Source organism: Proteinivorax tanatarense, assembly GCF_040267685.1.
Classification (GTDB): Bacteria; Bacillota; Proteinivoracia; order Proteinivoracales; family Proteinivoracaceae; genus Proteinivorax; species Proteinivorax tanatarense.
This window is the reverse complement of sequence record NZ_CP158367.1, coordinates 1,631,718-1,648,961: the sequence shown is the minus strand read 5'-3', so window position 1 is coordinate 1,648,961 and position 17,244 is coordinate 1,631,718. Positions and strand designations below refer to the sequence as shown.

The 17,244-nt window shown below is 34.1% G+C and carries 17 protein-coding genes; 16 read left to right on the top strand and 1 reads right to left on the bottom strand.

What is annotated here, in order from left to right:
• Positions 1-56: 56 nt before the first annotated feature.
• The 5 genes from PRVXT_RS08205 to PRVXT_RS08185 all read left to right on the top strand — a co-directional run bounded on the left by PRVXT_RS08205 (position 57) and on the right by PRVXT_RS08185 (position 5,785).
• Positions 57-1,307, top strand: a complete 1,251-nt coding sequence (locus PRVXT_RS08205) for a CDP-glycerol glycerophosphotransferase family protein (RefSeq protein WP_350342399.1) — start codon at positions 57-59, stop codon at positions 1,305-1,307.
• A gap of 96 nt (positions 1,308-1,403) precedes the next feature.
• Positions 1,404-2,663 carry a CDP-glycerol glycerophosphotransferase family protein gene (locus tag PRVXT_RS08200; protein ID WP_350342398.1) on the top strand — a complete coding sequence of 420 codons (1,260 nt, stop codon included), beginning with the start codon at positions 1,404-1,406 and terminating at the stop codon, positions 2,661-2,663.
• A gap of 143 nt (positions 2,664-2,806) precedes the next feature.
• The gene (locus PRVXT_RS08195; protein ID WP_350342397.1) at positions 2,807-2,956 is read left to right on the top strand and encodes a hypothetical protein; all 150 of its coding nucleotides are present in this window, start codon (positions 2,807-2,809) and stop codon (positions 2,954-2,956) included.
• A 234-nt stretch (positions 2,957-3,190) separates the two neighbouring features.
• Positions 3,191-4,783 (top strand): acylphosphatase, encoded by a 1,593-nt coding sequence (locus PRVXT_RS08190; RefSeq protein ID WP_350342396.1) that lies wholly within the window; start codon positions 3,191-3,193, stop codon positions 4,781-4,783.
• Between the two features lie 297 nt (positions 4,784-5,080).
• Entirely contained in the window at positions 5,081-5,785 is a 705-nt protein-coding gene (locus tag PRVXT_RS08185; RefSeq protein ID WP_350342395.1) for a metallophosphoesterase family protein, read from the top strand.
• A 73-nt stretch (positions 5,786-5,858) separates the two neighbouring features.
• On the opposite strand, the gene PRVXT_RS08180 is transcribed toward PRVXT_RS08185, so the two are convergent.
• Positions 5,859-6,071, bottom strand: a complete 213-nt coding sequence (locus PRVXT_RS08180) for a hypothetical protein (protein WP_350342394.1) — start codon at positions 6,069-6,071, stop codon at positions 5,859-5,861.
• Between the two features lie 100 nt (positions 6,072-6,171).
• On the opposite strand from PRVXT_RS08180, the gene PRVXT_RS08175 reads away from it, so the two are divergent.
• The 11 genes from PRVXT_RS08175 (at position 6,172) to PRVXT_RS08125 (ending at position 17,118) form a co-directional block, all read left to right on the top strand.
• The gene (locus PRVXT_RS08175) at positions 6,172-6,351 is read left to right on the top strand and encodes a hypothetical protein (RefSeq protein WP_350342393.1); all 180 of its coding nucleotides are present in this window, start codon (positions 6,172-6,174) and stop codon (positions 6,349-6,351) included.
• A gap of 354 nt (positions 6,352-6,705) precedes the next feature.
• On the top strand, positions 6,706-8,571 hold the full coding sequence (locus PRVXT_RS08170) for a polysaccharide biosynthesis protein (protein ID WP_350342392.1): 1,866 nt from the start codon (positions 6,706-6,708) through the stop codon (positions 8,569-8,571).
• Positions 8,572-8,735: 164 nt separating this feature from the next.
• Positions 8,736-9,086, top strand: coding sequence for a four helix bundle protein (locus PRVXT_RS08165; protein WP_350342391.1), 351 nt, complete (start codon positions 8,736-8,738; stop codon positions 9,084-9,086).
• 691 nt (positions 9,087-9,777) lie between these two features.
• Positions 9,778-10,458, top strand: a complete 681-nt coding sequence (locus PRVXT_RS08160) for a PIG-L deacetylase family protein (RefSeq protein WP_350342390.1) — start codon at positions 9,778-9,780, stop codon at positions 10,456-10,458.
• A 17-nt stretch (positions 10,459-10,475) separates the two neighbouring features.
• Complete coding sequence (locus tag PRVXT_RS08155) at positions 10,476-11,297, top strand: formyltransferase family protein (RefSeq protein WP_350342389.1); 822 nt, start codon at positions 10,476-10,478, stop codon at positions 11,295-11,297.
• 2 nt (positions 11,298-11,299) lie between these two features.
• The gene (locus tag PRVXT_RS08150; protein WP_350342388.1) at positions 11,300-11,920 is read left to right on the top strand and encodes a sugar transferase; all 621 of its coding nucleotides are present in this window, start codon (positions 11,300-11,302) and stop codon (positions 11,918-11,920) included.
• Positions 11,917-12,765, top strand: a complete 849-nt coding sequence (locus PRVXT_RS08145) for an NAD-dependent epimerase/dehydratase family protein (protein WP_350342387.1) — start codon at positions 11,917-11,919, stop codon at positions 12,763-12,765. The genes PRVXT_RS08150 and PRVXT_RS08145 overlap by 4 nt, the downstream gene beginning before the upstream one ends.
• Positions 12,766-12,787: 22 nt before the next feature.
• On the top strand, positions 12,788-13,630 hold the full coding sequence (locus PRVXT_RS08140; protein ID WP_350342386.1) for a glycosyltransferase: 843 nt from the start codon (positions 12,788-12,790) through the stop codon (positions 13,628-13,630).
• A 10-nt stretch (positions 13,631-13,640) separates the two neighbouring features.
• A complete protein-coding gene (locus PRVXT_RS08135; protein ID WP_350342385.1) occupies positions 13,641-14,909 on the top strand; it encodes a hypothetical protein in 1,269 nt (422 codons plus the stop codon).
• On the top strand, positions 14,900-15,775 hold the full coding sequence (locus PRVXT_RS08130; protein WP_350342384.1) for a glycosyltransferase family 2 protein: 876 nt from the start codon (positions 14,900-14,902) through the stop codon (positions 15,773-15,775). The genes PRVXT_RS08135 and PRVXT_RS08130 overlap by 10 nt, the downstream gene beginning before the upstream one ends.
• 59 nt (positions 15,776-15,834) lie before the next feature.
• Positions 15,835-17,118 (top strand): O-antigen ligase family protein, encoded by a 1,284-nt coding sequence (locus PRVXT_RS08125; RefSeq protein ID WP_350342383.1) that lies wholly within the window; start codon positions 15,835-15,837, stop codon positions 17,116-17,118.
• The last annotated feature ends 126 nt before the right edge of the window (positions 17,119-17,244 follow it).

Sequence of the window (17,244 nt, the reverse complement as noted above, 5' to 3'; positions counted from 1 at the left end):
TGGCTGCTCTTTAAAAACGCTATGCCTATAATATATGAAATAACAGGAGGAACCATATGTTTCGAAAGTTGAAAAGAACATTAAAACACAACGCAGCGATTTTAAAAGTATATAAAACTGCTAGGCAAATCATAAAAATAACCCTGAAAGTTTTGCTAAATATAATTGGCTATGTTTTCATAGCTCCTTTTTCATTGATTGTCCCCAAAAAAAACCAAGTTGTTCTAACTAGTAGGTTCGGCGATTTTGAAGGAAATCTTAAATACCTTTTTCTATACTTGAATGATCTTGAACATCAGGAAACTGAGTTTATATTTTTGACAGATAAAGGAAAAGTATTTGATAAGTTGAATCAAAACAATCTTAAGGTATGGAAGTACCCTAAAATTTCGACTTTATTTAAACTTTTAACAGTAAAAGTGGTAATCGTAGATGGCAATGAGTGGGCTAGTCGGTTTAAACCTTTTTTTCTAATAAAAGCCAAAAAAGTTCAAATCTGGCACGGTACAGGTTTAAAAACAATCGGCCTTTTAAAACCAACCTATCAAAAACTATCTAAACTTCATAAAGCTGTAAGAAAAGAAAGTATATGTTACGACTTAGTAGCTCTTAGCTCGGATTATCAAGTTCAAACTAGGGGGAAGGCATTTAACTATAAAGATATGCTAGTAAATGGCCTTCCTAGAAACGACATATTTTTCAATGAAAATTTTCTAAAACGAGGGTTAACCTATGATGGATCCTCCATAGAGAAATACAAAAGATATAAAGAAGAGGGCTATAAGTTAGTCACATACACTCCAACTTGGAGAAAGCATCAAAATGATCTATATCAGCTAGACTTGGATAAGCTTAATGAGTTTGTCAAAAAGTACAATATAAAATTTATATTAAAACTGCACTATAAACATCAATGTAACCTACAAACAAAAAACTTAGAAAACATAATAGAGTATGATAAATATGCTGATATTTATCCTCTTTTAGCAATAACAGATCTGCTAATAACCGATTACTCCTCAATATATCTTGATTATCTATTGTTAAACAAGCCAATAGTGTTCTACCCTTACGATAGCAAGGAATATATAGATGGAGAAAGAGCACTGCTCTTAGATTATGATAAAACAACTCCTGGTGCCAAAGTATATTCTCAAGAACAATTACAAAGAGAAATCCACAAAACGCTTAACGAAAAAGATCAGTTTAAGGAAGAAAGGTTAAAAATGCAAAGACAATTTTTCAATTATGCCGACGGGAATTCATCCCAACGGCTATGGCACTATATTAAGGAAAATTTCTTGTAAGTGGAAAAGTGGAAACCCATTGTCAATTATAATTTTGCCCTTGACCTTACGCCACGTGCTCAACTATTGCTCAATCCACGAAAGGAGCCAGTGAAAATGTTTAAAAAAGCAATAAAAGAAGTCGCTATACTAACTAGTGCCATTGTAAACACAATATTCTACAACCTCAGCGGCTTTTCAAAAAGAAAAACCAATAGAGTAATTTTAGGCTCCTGGAGTGGTCACAAAATAGCGGACAATTCCCGCTTTTTCTTAGAGTATATAAAGGATAATGATGACTACGAAATAATTTGGTGCGGTCGTAAACATTTAAGAGATAGTCCAATCCTAGATCATCCAAACATAAACTTTGTGCAATACAACACACCCAAATGTCTCTACTATAGCCTAACCTCAAGTTATGCTTTTATTTGCAACACATATCGAGATATATCAACGTTAAATCTGCTTAAAGGGGCTACTATTGTTCAGCTGTGGCACGGATTTGGGCTGAAAAATACCCTTGCTTCCAAAAAAATGTCACCTGCAAGCAAGTTCTACTACCTTTTAGGGAGTGGCAGTTTCGAACAATACCATTACTTTATTTCATCTTCAGACCTTAATACTCAAAAAATGCTCTATACATTTCAAAACAACGGAATTACAGCAGAGCGGATTATCCTAAGTGGACAGCCTAAAAATGACTTTTTGTTAACAAAAAATACAGAGCAATTTAAGCAGTCTTTAAAACATAAATACTTTTTCAAATATAATATTCCACAAGACAAAAAAATAGTATTATATCTACCTACATTTAGGGAGCAAAAAACCTTCAGTTTTGGGGATATAGATCATCGATGCAAGCAAAACCTACAAAAAATATTATCAAGTAATGATACAATTATCATAGAAAAAAAACACTTTAAAGACAAATGTAAAAAGAACAACCAATCTAACAATCAGTTCACTTATATCATTGACAGTGATGAAGAAACCCAAGAACTTTTGCTAATTAGCGATATGCTAATAACTGACTACTCTAGTTGTTATCTAGAATATTTACTGCTAGACCGACCAATAATCCACTTTGCATATGATTTTGATATGTATAAAAATAGCGACAGAGGATTTTTCTTTAGCCTAGAGCAACTAGCAGCAGGACCAATAACTAGAAATCTAGCAGAAACACTAGATGCTATTGATGAACAATTAAAAGAAGATAGTTATAAAGTGCAAAGGCAGCAAATAAAACAAAAAGCTATGATGTATGATGAAGGAAAAAGTTGCCAAAAAATAATAAATACGATTCTTAAAAACGCCCACATACAGTACAAACTCAAATCACAACAAGGCAACTACCAGAGTACAAAAGGGTAGAATAATTTTTCTATAACGGCTGCTTAAAAGGAAGAGACATGTTTATTAAGCGGAGCTGTAGCTGCTGTAAAAGAACAAATGTTTCTGACGTTATTATGTACAACTACAGGGCTAAGGATAGGGGAACAGCGTATTAGCTGCTGATGCAACTAAAAGTGGAAGTGTTGATATATCTAGATACAATTAAAAGTCTACAGGGTTTAGTAGAATGTAAAGTAAGTTGGGCTGTAAGACAGGCAAGTAATATTGAACTATACTGTGAACAACTAGATATCTATATAATAAGTTTCTAGGACGAGGGTAAAACTTGTCCTAGTTTTTATGTAAGAGTGGAACTAAGGGAATTTTGGTTTGGGCATGAATCATTATTTAAAGACAATAATAGATTTATTAAGTTTTTGTGCTCAACAATTGACATTCGTCTTTTAGGAATAAAAAATATAAAACGAAGCTTACACTTATGATATAATTATTAAATTAGATAATATAAATGTATAATAAGTTTACGATGTATAGGAGAGTGAAATATGGAAAATAATGAAAGAAAATGGTTGCCGAATTTAGAAAATTCCATTCCTAAAGAGGCATATGGATACAAATTGTGTATGTATACGATTGCTTTAGAAGCTTGGCGTAGAGGTTTAAAGGTGAAATTCTATAATATTTATATTGATGGAAAAAGGAGAGTAAGGTACACAATAAGTAACGGTGAAAAAAAATATGAATTTGCAGTGTCACGAGGAGGCAAAGTTACTAAAGAAGCTACTAATATCTGTTTAGATAAGGCATTAACAAAAAAATACTTGAAAAAGGGAAACGTTTGTATCCCAATGGGATATAAATTTAATAAAAATGATAGCCTAGAATCAATTCTACAACAATTAAAAAACACTCCCTATCCACTAGTTGTTAAACCCGTAGACAGTAGTGCTGGAAGGGGAGTTTTTACTAATATCACTAACAACGAGGAGCTTGTTGAAGCTATTACAACATTAACAGATAATTTAAAAGTAGAGGACATCATTGTTGAGCAATATGTTCAGGGAAGCGATTATCGCATATATGTTATTGGTGATAAAGTTGTTGGAGCAGTTACTAGAGTGCCTGCGTTTGTTTGCGGAGATGGAAAATTAACAGTCAAACAGTTGATTGCCGAAAAAAATAAAAAACGAAAGCAAAATCCTTATACCCATGGTAGACTAATTAAAATAGATAGAGATTTAAAAAAACATTTGAAAAAGACAAATATAACTTTATCGTATATTCCCGAAAAAGGAGAAAGAATAAACCTAAGAGAGAAGAGTAACGTTTCTTCAGGAGGGGAGCCGACAGAGATAACATCGGAACTTACAGAAAATGTTAAAAAACTTGCTGTAGATGCTATTAATGCTGTGCCGGGGTTACACCAAGGGGCTGTTGACATTGTGGCAGACTTAAAAAGTGATATAGGATATGTATTAGAGATTAACTCAAAAGCTCAAATTAGCATGCATACATTTCCAGAGTCAGGAACTGCACAAGATGTACCTTCTGCAATTATAGATTATTATTTTCCAGAAACAGTTAATAACAAAAAAATAAATAATAGCTATTTTGATTTTAAAAGTGTACTTAAGCCATTAGAGAATAACTTGATAAAAGAGGTGGGAATCCCATCGGCCCCTAAATTGAATTATAATGCTTTTAAGTATACCATATGTGGAAAAGTACAAAGGGTTGGTTACAGAAATTGGGTAGTAAAAAAAGCTGGGGCACTTCAGTTAAATGGTTTTGTGCAGAATATAGAAAACGGAAGTGTTCAAATTATTGTATCAGGAAAGAAAAATAACCTAGAAGAGTTCGATAAGATAATTTCTGATACTGCTCCTCGAAAAGCAAATGTTCAAGATGTTACCTGCGAAAAGTACTCAAGACCTGTTAAACTAGGTTTTGAAATTATAAGACCAAATCTAACTGAAAAACAGGTAGACAGGTTAATATATGAAAATATTAGTTTAAAGAAGGAGTACAGGAAATTATTAAAAAAATATAATAGAGTACTTAAAAAATATAACAGTGTACTTAAAAGCCGAGCTTGGAAGTCGATTGAATTTTTTAGAAAATTATTAGGTAGAAGCTAAGTATAACGCATAAATGACGAAACGAACGTGCGTAAGATATAACAGCCTAGAAGAAAATAAGGGAAAACCCTCGTCTCTGTTTTGCGTATATAAAACACCAGCTTAGATACCAAACTGAGTAACTAAAAGAGCTTTTATCATAGCTCTTAACGTTTCAACATCTCTACACCAGTAGAGGTGTTTTTACATAATTATACATAGGGGCACAATATATAAAACTGGCTTTGTTATAAACGACTATGCTGCTGTTGTTATTATCTATTTTTTAAATATAACTATAGAAGAGGAGGAGTGAAAATGTTTTACATAACAGGGGATACCCATGGGGACTTTACTAGAATTGAAGATTTTTGCGATGAATATGGCACTACCAAAGCAGACACTATTATTATACTAGGAGATGCGGGAATCAACTATCATCTTAATGAGAGAGATAACCAGTTAAAAGAAAAATTAGCCAAACTTCCCATCACTTTATTTTGTATTCATGGCAATCATGAGGAGCGCCCTTACTTGATTGATAGTTATGATGAAAAAATGTGGAATGAAGGACTAGTTTATTATGAAAAACAATACCCGAATATCTTATTTGCTTCCGATGGTGAAATATATAACTTTGAAGGAAATAAAGTTATCGCAATAGGTGGTGCTTACAGCGTTGATAAAAATTATAGAATACGGGGAAACATGCCATGGTTTGAATCAGAACAGCCTGATGAAAGAACCAAAGAATTTATAGAACATAAATTAGAACAAGCAAACTGGAAAGTAGATTTTGTGCTTTCACATACAGGGCCATTAAAATATGTGCCAGAAGATGAGTTTTTGCCAATGATTGATCAAAGTGGTGTTGATCAGTCAACAGAAGAATGGTTAGACTTTATCGAAGACAAATTAGATTATGAATTATGGTATTTTGGACATTTCCATTGTGATAGAATGGCAGACCAAACTATAATACTTTTTGAAGATATCATAGATTTGGTAGATGCTAGCTTTTGAACAATTAATTTTCTAAAAGAGTTTGATGAAGCAAAAACCTTAACACCCCTTTTTCAAAGGGATGTTAAGGTTTTTATCTTCTATTTCTTTTCAACGCATCTTCTAAATATTTGACAATTATGCTATTGAGTTTTTCAGGGTAAATCTCGTCTATCGCTGTTATGTACTGAAGCAACCAAAACTTCATACTATTTATTGAGCTATTTACATGCACTCTAAAATAATTTTTATCGATAGGGGTGATTTTAACACCCTCCCCAAAGCAATCTATAACTTGATCTATCATCGACTTTTACTACGTGATATATTTGGTATTGGGAGCTAAACTATGTTTTGCAATCAACTAAGGTTTTGGTTTTAAGTTATAGCTATAGGTACCATGGAGGGTGGACAAAAAAAGACACACTTTTATTTTTTTTGTTGGATTTATGGCAACCCGTAAAGATAATGACTATACAACCATAAATCAAGATATAAAATTGGTAGCAAAAGATATTTTAGCAGCTGAAAAAACTATAGCTAAAAATAGTGCTAAATCAAATAGAAAAGTAGGATTTATATCATAAAGAAAGCTTTACCATGGATAATATTTAACTACCGCTCAAATCTAGTGGAGCTTGTATTGTCAAAAACAAGCTCCAAAAAGGGAGAAATAACCTTACTTAGCAACTTGTACTAACGACAAAGTATAACAATTCTTAAAGGAGAATAGGCCTTTTTGTCGAATAAATATTAATATGAAGTTTTTTTGTCCTTGTGTGACATATGTTGTTAATTAGCGCTGCTATATTATATAGGAAACAAAGCAGAACAGTAGTTTGAATTTACAAAGTTGTCGAAAGAAGTCGCAAAAAAAGTCTTGTCCATGTAAGGATTTTATACTAAACTATTAAATGTGGAAATGATTGGAGGGGAAAAGATTGCTAATCGAAAAAACACTAGCTTTACTTAATAATCTAACTGCTAAGTTTAGAAAGACAGTTTTGTTTTTTTCAGATACTATTTTAATTAACATAGCTCTTTCGATTTCAATATTCACCACATATAAAGCAAACCCTTTAGTTATATATGATAGATACCTGCTATTTGCATTTATAACTACAGTATGTATGTTGTTATCTTTTAGTTATTATAGACTTTATTCATCCCTTTGGCGGTACGCCAGCATAGAAGAGCTCATGCTCATAGTTAAAGGCGTAACTATAGGAACAATGATCATTTTTATCGGGCATACCATTATTGGACCCGGTGACCATGTTCGAATGTTTTTTGCTTTTTATTCTTATAATTTACTATCTGTAGGAGGAAGTCGTTTAGCATATAGAGTTCTAAGGCGAGCAAAGATGGGGGTAATGAATAGTAAAAATTGTCGTAGCCGTGTGATGATAATTGGAGGAGGCCAAGCAGGTCAGATAATTATAAAGGAAATGTTTCAAGCGCCAGATACATATAAATATCCTGTTGCCGTAATAGACGATGATTACTGTAAGCACCATAGAAGGATGCACGGAGTACCTATAGTAGGTGGAAGGGAAAACATCATAAAAGCTGCTAAAGAATACAAAGTTGATGAAATAATAATAGCAATGCCATCGGTAAGCCGCAGAGAAACACGGCAAATTTTAAATATATGTAAACAAACCAACTGCAAAGTTAAGACACTTCCAGGCATGTACGAATTAATCGATGGGAAAATCGACATCAAACAAATTCGAGATGTGCAAATAGAAGATCTTTTGGGACGTGAACCGGTAGAAGTTAACTTAGGCGATATCACCCAATACATAGAAAACAAAACAGTTTTAATCACAGGAGGAGGAGGCTCCATAGGCTCAGAGCTTTGCCGTCAAGTTCTAAAATATAACCCCACAAAACTTGTCATTGTCGATAATTATGAAAACAACGCTTATGAGATTCAACAAGAGCTAATTCGAAAATACGGCCAAGCCATCGATCTTGAGGCAATAATCGCCTCAGTAAGAGAAGTTTCTAGAATGGATGAAATCTTTGAAACATACAAGCCAAGCGTTGTATTTCACGCAGCGGCCCACAAGCACGTACCTTTAATGGAAAAAAGTCCTTTAGAGGCAGTAAAAAACAACGTATTTGGCACGCTAAACACAGCGCAGATGGCCGATAAGCACAATGTCAAGCGATTTGTGCTTATATCCACCGACAAAGCAGTAAACCCGACAAACATAATGGGAGCCACAAAACGCTTAGCAGAAAAGATCATCCAATCTATGGACAAACAAAGCGAAACTGACTTTGTAGCTGTAAGATTTGGAAACGTACTAGGAAGTAACGGCAGCGTAATACCGCTATTTAAAAATCAAATAGCACAAGGCGGCCCCCTAACAGTAACTCACCCAGAAATAACAAGATTCTTCATGACCATACCAGAAGCAGTGCAGCTAGTAATCCAAGCAGGCTCAATGGCAGAAGGTGGAGAAATCTTTGTCCTAGACATGGGAGAGCCAGTAAAAATAACCGACTTAGCACAAGACCTAATTAAACTATCAGGTCTAGAGCCAGATAAAGACATAGAAATCCAATTCACCGGCCTAAGACCGGGAGAAAAACTATACGAAGAACTGCTAATGGCAGAAGAAGGCCTAAAAGGCACCCACCACGAAAAAATATTCGTAGGCAAACCCCTAGTAGACAACCCAAAAGAAGTACTGGAAAGCCTAAAGTACCTAGAAAAATTGGTGGAAAAAGGGGAAGATCTATCAACAATAGAAGCAATGAAGAAACTGGTGCCGACGTATCGCCAGACTGGGTAGCGGTGAACGATTGTTTAACAGTAGCTAAGGATTTAGTTACTAGTAACTAGTATCTAGTATCTAGTAACTAGTAACTAGTAACTAGTAACTAGTAACTAGTATCTAGACTAGCAACTAACCACTAGCAACTAACAACTAACAACTAAGCACTGGGGGTTAAATCCATGTACACTGACGTAAGCAAATTACAAGTACATCAAAAATCTCATAAATTAGTATTGAAGGTTTATGCAATAACCAAAGAGTTTCCCAAAGAAGAGCAGTTTGGCTTAACTTCTCAGATGAGAAGGGCTGCAGTTTCTGTGCCCAGTAACATATCTGAGGGAAAAGCAAGAGGTTCAAACAAAGATTACCGAAGGTTTTTGTTAATGTCTAGAGGTTCTTTAGCTGAATTAACCTATCAGTTGCTTTTGGCGAAAGATCTTAAGTATATAGAGGCAGACCAATACGAAGATCTTTTAAATCTAGCTGATGAAGTGGGTAAGATGTTGAATGGACTGATTGGAAGGCTGTAGGGGACCTAGCCACTAGTAACTAGTAACTAGTTACTAGTTACTAGTTACTAGCTGCTAGCTACCAAATAAAATATTGAATGGAAACACCGAACTGAGCAGTGACTTTCAATAAACCACAACATGTAGTAGTTGAGAAAAATGAAAACCACAACATATATGGCTTTACCCCTTTTTACACATCACCTAAAGGGTGAACAGGAAAGGATAAAAAGTGGTTTGAAGTCAATGATACCAGGGGTCTATTTTCTTGAATAGGGTATGCGACGTGACTATCGAGTTTCAATAAACCACAAGATGTAGTAGTTGCAGTGTCACACCACATACTACATGTATGGTTTTATCCCTACTTTTAAATCACGTTTATTACTATGAACAAGGGATAAAAAAAATGGGCAAAAGCCCGTATTTTCAGGGGTCTAGAAATTTGTCCATGTTTACGACGTGACTATTGAGTTGGAATAAACCACAAGATGTAGTAGTTGCAGTGTCACCCCACATACTACATGTATGGTTTTATCCCTACTTTTAAATCACGTTTATTACTATGAACAAGGGATAAAAAAATGGGCAAAAGCCCGTATTTTCAGGGGTCTAAAAATTTGTCAATGTTTACGACGTGACTATCGAGTTGGAATAAGTAGAAAAAATATGTATGACAACATACACTGTTCAAATGATCGGAGGAATAATAATGAATTACTTGGTAGTAGTAGCGCATCCAGATGATGAAGTACTAGGTGCAGGTGCAACAATGTATAAACTAGCTAAAGAGGGGCATACGGTCAATGTTTGTATTCTCTCGGGTGAAGTAAATGCAAGAAATAATAAACCAACATCCGAAGAGCTAAATGATGATGTAAATAGTTCAATGGATACAATTGGTGTTAATAAAGTTTTCAAAGGTGGTTTTCCTAATATAGAGTTCAATACCGAACCACATCTAAAACTAGTACAGTTTATTGAAAAGGCTATAGAAGAAACCCAAGCAGAGGTGGTATTTACCCACCATCCAGCTGACTTAAATAATGATCATCTTCATACATCGATAGCCTGCCAGGCCGCAGTAAGGTTGTTTCAGCGCAACCCAGAAATAACACCCCTTAAAGAACTACTATATATGGAAGTTCCTTCGGCTACAGAATGGGCACTTAATAAAAGCATGGGGCAGTTTTCTCCTAATACTTTTATTGAAGTAGGAGAAGAAGCTATTAATAAAAAGATTAAAGCCTTAGCCCAATATAGAGGGGTTATGAGACCTTTTCCACACCCTCGGAGTGACGAAGCACTAAAGGGGCTTGCAGCGTATAGGGGTGGTCAAGCAGGTATGAGATATGCCGAAAGTTTTGAAAGTGTCTTTAAAAGAGGATTTTAACTGAGAGGTGAACACAAGTGAGTAGGAAAATAGCGTTTGCAACTTGTGTCCAATTAGGACTAAGTTGTATAGAGGAGATTTATCGTATTGGCGGCAACCTTGATTTGTTAATATCCCTTAATGACGGTAGGGATAAGAAAAAGTCAGGTAGGGTTTATCTTGATGCAATAGCTGAAAAGTACAATGTGCCGCTTATCAAAATTAATAATATTAATGATGCAGAAGTTATTGAGTCTCTTAAAGAGCACAATATCGACTGGTTGTTTATTATAGGATGGTCACAAATTGCAAGAAAAGATGTGCTGAATGCACCGTCAAAGGGTTGTATAGGTATGCATCCAACACTACTTCCAATAGGAAGAGGAAGGGCAGCAATCCCATGGGCGATAATCAAAGGACTTGATAAAACGGGTGTCACCATGTTTAAGCTTGACGAGGGTGTAGATACGGGAGATATTATCGGCCAAGGTGTTATCGAAATCAATAAAGGTACAACTGCTACAAAACTTTATAAGAAAGTCAATGATACACATGTCGAACTTATTTCAAAATACTGGGGAGACATCGTTAATGATAAAGTAAATCCTATAAAACAGGATGATTCAAAGGCTACTGAGTGGCCAGGCAGAAAACCAGAAGATGGTGAGTTATCAAGATCAATGACCATGGATGAAGCGGACAAATTGGTAAGGGCTGTAACTCATCCATACCCAGGCGCTTTTTATAAAGTCAATGATAGAGTGATAAGGGTATGGTCAGCTAAGGTTGATTCAAGTGAAGGTGAAATCAAATTACGAGATGGGTACTTAACACCTATCGATTATGAAATTGAGGGATAAAGATGCAAAAGGCAATTAAAAGATTAATAGACATTGTTCTCTCTTTAATAGTTATAGTAGTATTTTTACCTATATGGATTATTGTTGCCATTTTAATTAAAATAACTTCAAAAGGGCCTATATTTTTTTTACAAGACAGACCAGGACAGCACAAGAAGATATTTAAAGTTTACAAGTTTAGAACTATGAAGCCTGGTTCGGATAAGATGGTTAAAGGGCAAGAGGTTATGAAGGATGATGATAGAGTAACTTCCATTGGTAAGTTTTTAAGAAGAACAAAAATAGACGAGATTCCACAGACACTTAACGTCCTGAAGGGGGAAATGAGCCTTGTTGGCCCCAGACCAGAAAGAATTGCTTCTCTTGAAGAATACGATGATAAAATATCAAAGAGGCTTAATATGAAGCCAGGGATGACAGGTCTTGCTCAGGTGAGCGGGAATATTTACTTGGGTCTTCAAGAAAGATATAAGTTTGATATTTATTATGTAGAACATTTTAGCATATGGTTGGATGTTAAGATAATCTTTAGAACTGTGGGAGTTGTGCTATTTGGTGAGGATAGATACGTAGATAAGTGTTTGGTTAATCTGAATTCTAGTCAAAGGGGTGCTTCTCTATGAAAAAAATACTAATTACAGGAGAAGGCAGTTATATTGGCACTTCATTTGAGAACTGGGTAAGTCAACGGCCAGGTAAATATAAGGTGGAGACTATAAGTGTTAAAAATGATAAGTGGAGAAGTTTATCATTTAGTGATTATGATGTGGTCTATCATTTAGCAGCTGTAGTTCATGTTAAAGAGAAAGATGCAGACAAGTATTTTAAGGTAAACAGAGATCTTGCTGTTGAGATTGCTAAGAAAGTAAAAGCAGAAGGCGTTAAGCAGTTCATCTTTTTAAGTACTATGGGTGTTTATGGTATGGAGACAGGTTTTATAGACGAAAATACGAAGCCTAACCCAAAGACACCATATGCGGAGTCGAAGCTAGAAGCAGAAGAATTATTAAAAGGATTAACAGATGATTCTTTTAAGGTAGCAACATTGAGGCCGCCGATTGTTTATGGGAAAGATTGTAGAGGAAATTATCCTAAACTTGCTAGCATGGCTTTAAAATCGCCAATCTTTCCAAACATAAAGAATGAACGGAGTATGATTTTTGTTGATAATTTGTCTGAATTCGTAAAACTTATAATAGATAAAGAATTGAGTGGGCTTTTCTTTCCTCAAAATAAAGACTACGTAAATACAACTGAGCTTGTCCAGTTAATTGCGAAAGCTCATGATAAAGAACTTAAATCAACTGGAATTTTTAACCCTTTAGTGTCTTTAGGGATAAAAATGTCAGAGACATTTGGTAAAGTATTTGGTTCATTTACTTATGACATGAAGATGCCAGGTGGCCCTGTAGAATTAGAATATGAGGCTTGTTCGTTTGACGAATCTATTGAGCGGACGGAGAAATAGATTAGTAAGGGGTAGAAATATTGTGGAACAACATGATAACTTTAAATACAGTGTTTTAATGTCTGTTTATATACATGAAGAGCCGTCTTTTTTAAAACAAAGTATAGAGAGTATGTTAAATCAAACATATGAGCCTGATGAAATAGTTATAGTTAAAGATGGCAAATTAACTAAACAGCTAAATGAAGTTATAAACCAGTACTATGAGTTAGATCCTAATTTATTTACTATAGTAGAATTAGAAAATAATGTTGGTTTAGGCTTAGCCTTAAATGAAGGTTTAAAGAAATGCAGAAATGAATTGGTAGCAAGGATGGATACAGATGATGTATCTTTACCAAATAGATGTGAGCTTCTTGTAAACGAATTTCGCACAGATAAAAAGTTATGTATTGTAGGTAGCTATGTAGATGAATTTATTTCAGATACGAAAAAAATCATATCGTCGAGAATAGTGCCGTTGGAACATTCAGAAATACTAAAGTATTCTAGAAGAAGGAATCCTTTCACACATCCAGCAGTTATGTATAAAAGAAGTAAAGTCTTAGAATTGGGTGGGTACAGAGACTTTAGACGAAACCAAGATTTGGAGCTATTTGTTAGGATGCTAAATAATAATTGCTTATCAAAAAATATTGATAAACCGTTGTTGCTGTTTAGGGCAAACCAAGAAAACCTGAAACGGAGAAAAAGTTGGCAAAAATGTAGCAGTTATATTAAGTTAATCTTCATGTTTTGGCGAAAAGGATACTCAAAACTATATGATGTAATTATTATAGCTTTAAGTCAATTAGTAGTGTTTATTATTCCAATTAAATTATTTGAATGGGTATCTAACAAAATTCTTCGAAAGGCTTCCAGATAGGAGTTGTACTATGATAAAAAAAATAGAGGAAAGTGTTAATTCAAAACTAAATAATTTGCCGGTAATGAAAAAAAGTGTAAAACGTGTATATCAGCTACTAATGTACGCAATGTCTCCGAAAATAAAGTCTGAAGGCGAAATTATTAGAATTTCACCTCAAGATGGCTATGAATATTTCTTCGGTTATTATGATAAATCTCCTTGGGATATTTCGGATCGATACATTCTTTGTTTAAGAGCTAAGAATACTACGAAATCTGTGGCTCCGAAAGAACCTGCTGATATTATTCTAATAGATACCAAGAACGATAACTCGTATGAAGTGATTGCAAAAACTAAAACTTGGAATGTTCAACAAGGGTGCATGCTTCAATGGCTAGGACCGCGTTTTTCTGAAAAAATAATATATAATGATTTTAGAAATGGAGAATATTGTTCTGTTATTTTAAATATCAGGACAAGAAAAGAAAAAGTTCTTGACATGCCAGTTTATGCTGTCTCAAACAATGGGAAATTTGCTCTAACACTGGATTTTTCAAGATTACATAGGTTGAGAAAAGGTTATGGATATTCGAATCTAAAGGAAATAACTGCTAATGAAAAATGTCCAGTAAAGCCCTGTATATGGTATATCAATCTTGAAACTAACGAAACAAAGCCGATATTAAAATATACTGACTTTGCGAACTTTGAAAGTAGAACAGAAATGAAGGGAGCTGAACACAAGGTTAACCATATCATGTTAAATCCTTCGGGGAATCGCTTTATGGTGCTCCACAGATGGTTCAATGGTACGCAAAAGTTTACAAGGTTGGTGACAGCCAATATAGATGGAAGTGATTTGTTTAATTTAAGTGATGATAATATGACTTCACATTGCTATTGGAAATCTGATACTGAGATATTAGCTTATGCTAGGAAAAAAGAGATAGGCACTGGTTATTACTTAATGAGAGATAAAGTAAATCAGTATACTCATATGTGGCCTGAATTAATTTCGGATGGGCACCCTAGTTACTCCCCTAATAGAAATTTTATAGTAACTGATACCTACCCTAATAGATCGAGAGTTGCCTCCATTTATCTTATAAAGGAAGAAAAAGTAAAAACACTAGCAAAAGTATTTGCTCCATTTAAGTATGATAATGACTTCAGGTGCGACTTGCATCCTAGGTGGAGCAGAAACGGCTTAAAGATCTGTTTTGACTCAACACACATGGGGGAGAGAGGATTGTTCGTTATTGAAGTAGATAAGAGAGGTGAGAAATTTTGGAAATAGGAAAAGTTTCTTGTATAATTCCAACTTATAAACGAAGTGATTCACTTATTAGGGCAATAAATAGTGTTTTATCTCAGAGTTATGATAATCTAGAGATTATAGTTGTAGATGACAATAATCCAAATGATGAATATAGTTTGAAAGTTCAGGAAAGATTGTTAACCATACAAGATGAACGGTTAAAGTATATCCAACAGACAAAGCACATCAACGGGGCAGCTGCACGTAATGAGGGGATTCTAGCTGCAAGAGGAGAGTACATTGCTTTTTTAGATGATGATGACGAGTGGGGCTCTAAAAAACTTGAAGATCAAATATCAAAGCTGAAAAGTGACCCATTAGTCGGGGGAGTATCTACTCTGTACTCATTATGTGCTGATGGAAAAGTGTTTCGTGTATGTAAGCCTTATACAGGGGAAGGGTTGCATAGAAAAATATTACAGCGGTCAGTATCCGTGTTCACTTCAACAGTTGTTTTTAGAAAAGAAGCACTATCTAGATCAGGTTACTTTGATACATCTATGGTAAGGCACCAAGATCTACAACTTTTATTGGATTTTTTATCTAAATATAAATTAACTGTAGTAAATAAGCCTCATGTTATGATTCACACGGATATTGGAGGAAATCGTCCAACAGCAAAAGAGTTCATACAGATAAAGGAACTATTCTTTGAAAAAATGAAGTCGCATTTTGAAAAGTATGATCTAAAAACCCGTAAGAGAATATATTCTGCTCACTATTTTGAAATTATTTTACTGGCATTGAGAGAAAAAAAAGTTAACTTAGCTATTCTTTATTGGTTAAAAATAGGCCTGAGACCCTCAGCATATATTGATTTATTTATAAGATTTAGAAATAGATAAAACTTAAATAAAGTAAGCACAAATTATTACTTTGGAATACTGGGAAAGAGAGGAAATAAATGTCGAAAACTAAGATTGGTGACGTCACTTCTTACAGAGTTTTAGTATTTACGTTCATAACTTTACTTTTAAATTTTCAAATAGAGCAACGTGTCACCATAGTACCGTATGCAGAACATCTTGTCGTTGGAATACAAACTTCCATAGCTATCTTTGCACTTTTTCATATTAAATTAAAAACAAATAGCTATAATATTATTATTTTAGTAACATGGGCTATATTGTTATTGTGGTCTTTAATGACTGGGTTATGGAGTGAATTTCAAATATTAACTTTGCAAAGAACTTTTTTTGTTTTTGGCTTAGGGCTAATACTATTAATTTTAGTTTATAGTGATAATAACCCACTAAAAACTTTTATTAGGACAAATTATATTCTATGTTATATAGGTCTGTTTGTCTCAATGTATGGGTTAGCAGTTTGGTTTTTTGGTGAGATATTCACTATAAATGGACAGATGTTTCAAATATGGGATTTAGGCTCATTTAGCTTGCAACAGAACATAAGGGGGTTTTATCAAGGCCAAAGTTCAGCAGTACGCATATCCTCACTGTTTGGTAACCCTAATAGGTTTGCCATTATGCTAATATATACCTTAGTTTCAACAACAACATTATTTTCATTAAGAAAGTTAACATACAAAAAGTTCATTGTATTTATGATGGTACAAATGATTGCCTTATTCTTGACAAGTTCACGTGCTGGTATTGTATTTGCATTATTTGCAGTAGCACTAGTATTAGTTTTTACGAAAAGAGAGATTAGAACTACGCCTTTTAAATCAATATTCATTTTATTTTCGTTCATTATAATTTCTTTCGCAATTACAATTAATAAGGACTTATTCTACTCTTTTTTTTCTACACGTTCCTCTCTTCTTGCCGGCAGAGAAGAAGCCTGGGCAGTTGGATTGGAAATTTTTGGGTCAAATCCATTTCATGGCCTAGGTTTCGGGGTGTCATCTGAAGTTTTAAACTCAATGTTTAATATTACTATTACTTTACATAACTTGTACATAGCCCTCTTGGTGGAGTTAGGAATAATGGGATTGTTGCTATTTATTTTCATTACTTTCGTTGCTATTTTCAGGGGGGGAGGGATCCTATTAGATTATAAAGTTAATTCAAACCTAAGAAAGTGTATAGTGTCAAGTTTAGCGTTGATAACAGCTTTGACCCTATATCAATTTTTTGAGATTATTACTCTAAGGTACTCATTCTTTGGAATTTATTGGGTTTATCTAATTGGGTTTGTTACTGCTACAATTTATCGCAAAGATTGATTAACTACTCTCTCAATGTTTATTTACTTTTCTTATTTTAACTTACTATTTATCAATTTAAAATAAACCAAATAATTTAAATTGATAAATAGTATAACAGCTGATGATCTATAAAATATAATACTA

Bases quoted from the DNA above. Each gene is read 5' to 3' on its own strand.
- PRVXT_RS08165 (WP_350342391.1), top strand. From the start codon at position 8,736: ATGTACACTGACGTAAGCAAATTACAAGTACATCAAAAATCTCATAAA.
- PRVXT_RS08145 (WP_350342387.1), top strand. From the start codon at position 11,917: ATGAAAAAAATACTAATTACAGGAGAAGGCAGTTATATTGGCACTTCA.
- PRVXT_RS08190 (WP_350342396.1), top strand. From the start codon at position 3,191: ATGGAAAATAATGAAAGAAAATGGTTGCCGAATTTAGAAAATTCCATT.
- PRVXT_RS08185 (WP_350342395.1), top strand. From the start codon at position 5,081: ATGTTTTACATAACAGGGGATACCCATGGGGACTTTACTAGAATTGAA.
- PRVXT_RS08150 (WP_350342388.1), top strand. From the start codon at position 11,300: ATGCAAAAGGCAATTAAAAGATTAATAGACATTGTTCTCTCTTTAATA.
- PRVXT_RS08135 (WP_350342385.1), top strand. From the start codon at position 13,641: ATGATAAAAAAAATAGAGGAAAGTGTTAATTCAAAACTAAATAATTTG.
- PRVXT_RS08125 (WP_350342383.1), top strand. From the start codon at position 15,835: ATGTCGAAAACTAAGATTGGTGACGTCACTTCTTACAGAGTTTTAGTA.
- PRVXT_RS08205 (WP_350342399.1), top strand. From the start codon at position 57: ATGTTTCGAAAGTTGAAAAGAACATTAAAACACAACGCAGCGATTTTA.
- PRVXT_RS08195 (WP_350342397.1), top strand. From the start codon at position 2,807: ATGCAACTAAAAGTGGAAGTGTTGATATATCTAGATACAATTAAAAGT.
- PRVXT_RS08160 (WP_350342390.1), top strand. From the start codon at position 9,778: ATGAATTACTTGGTAGTAGTAGCGCATCCAGATGATGAAGTACTAGGT.
- PRVXT_RS08180 (WP_350342394.1), bottom strand. From the start codon at position 6,071: ATGATAGATCAAGTTATAGATTGCTTTGGGGAGGGTGTTAAAATCACC.
- PRVXT_RS08200 (WP_350342398.1), top strand. From the start codon at position 1,404: ATGTTTAAAAAAGCAATAAAAGAAGTCGCTATACTAACTAGTGCCATT.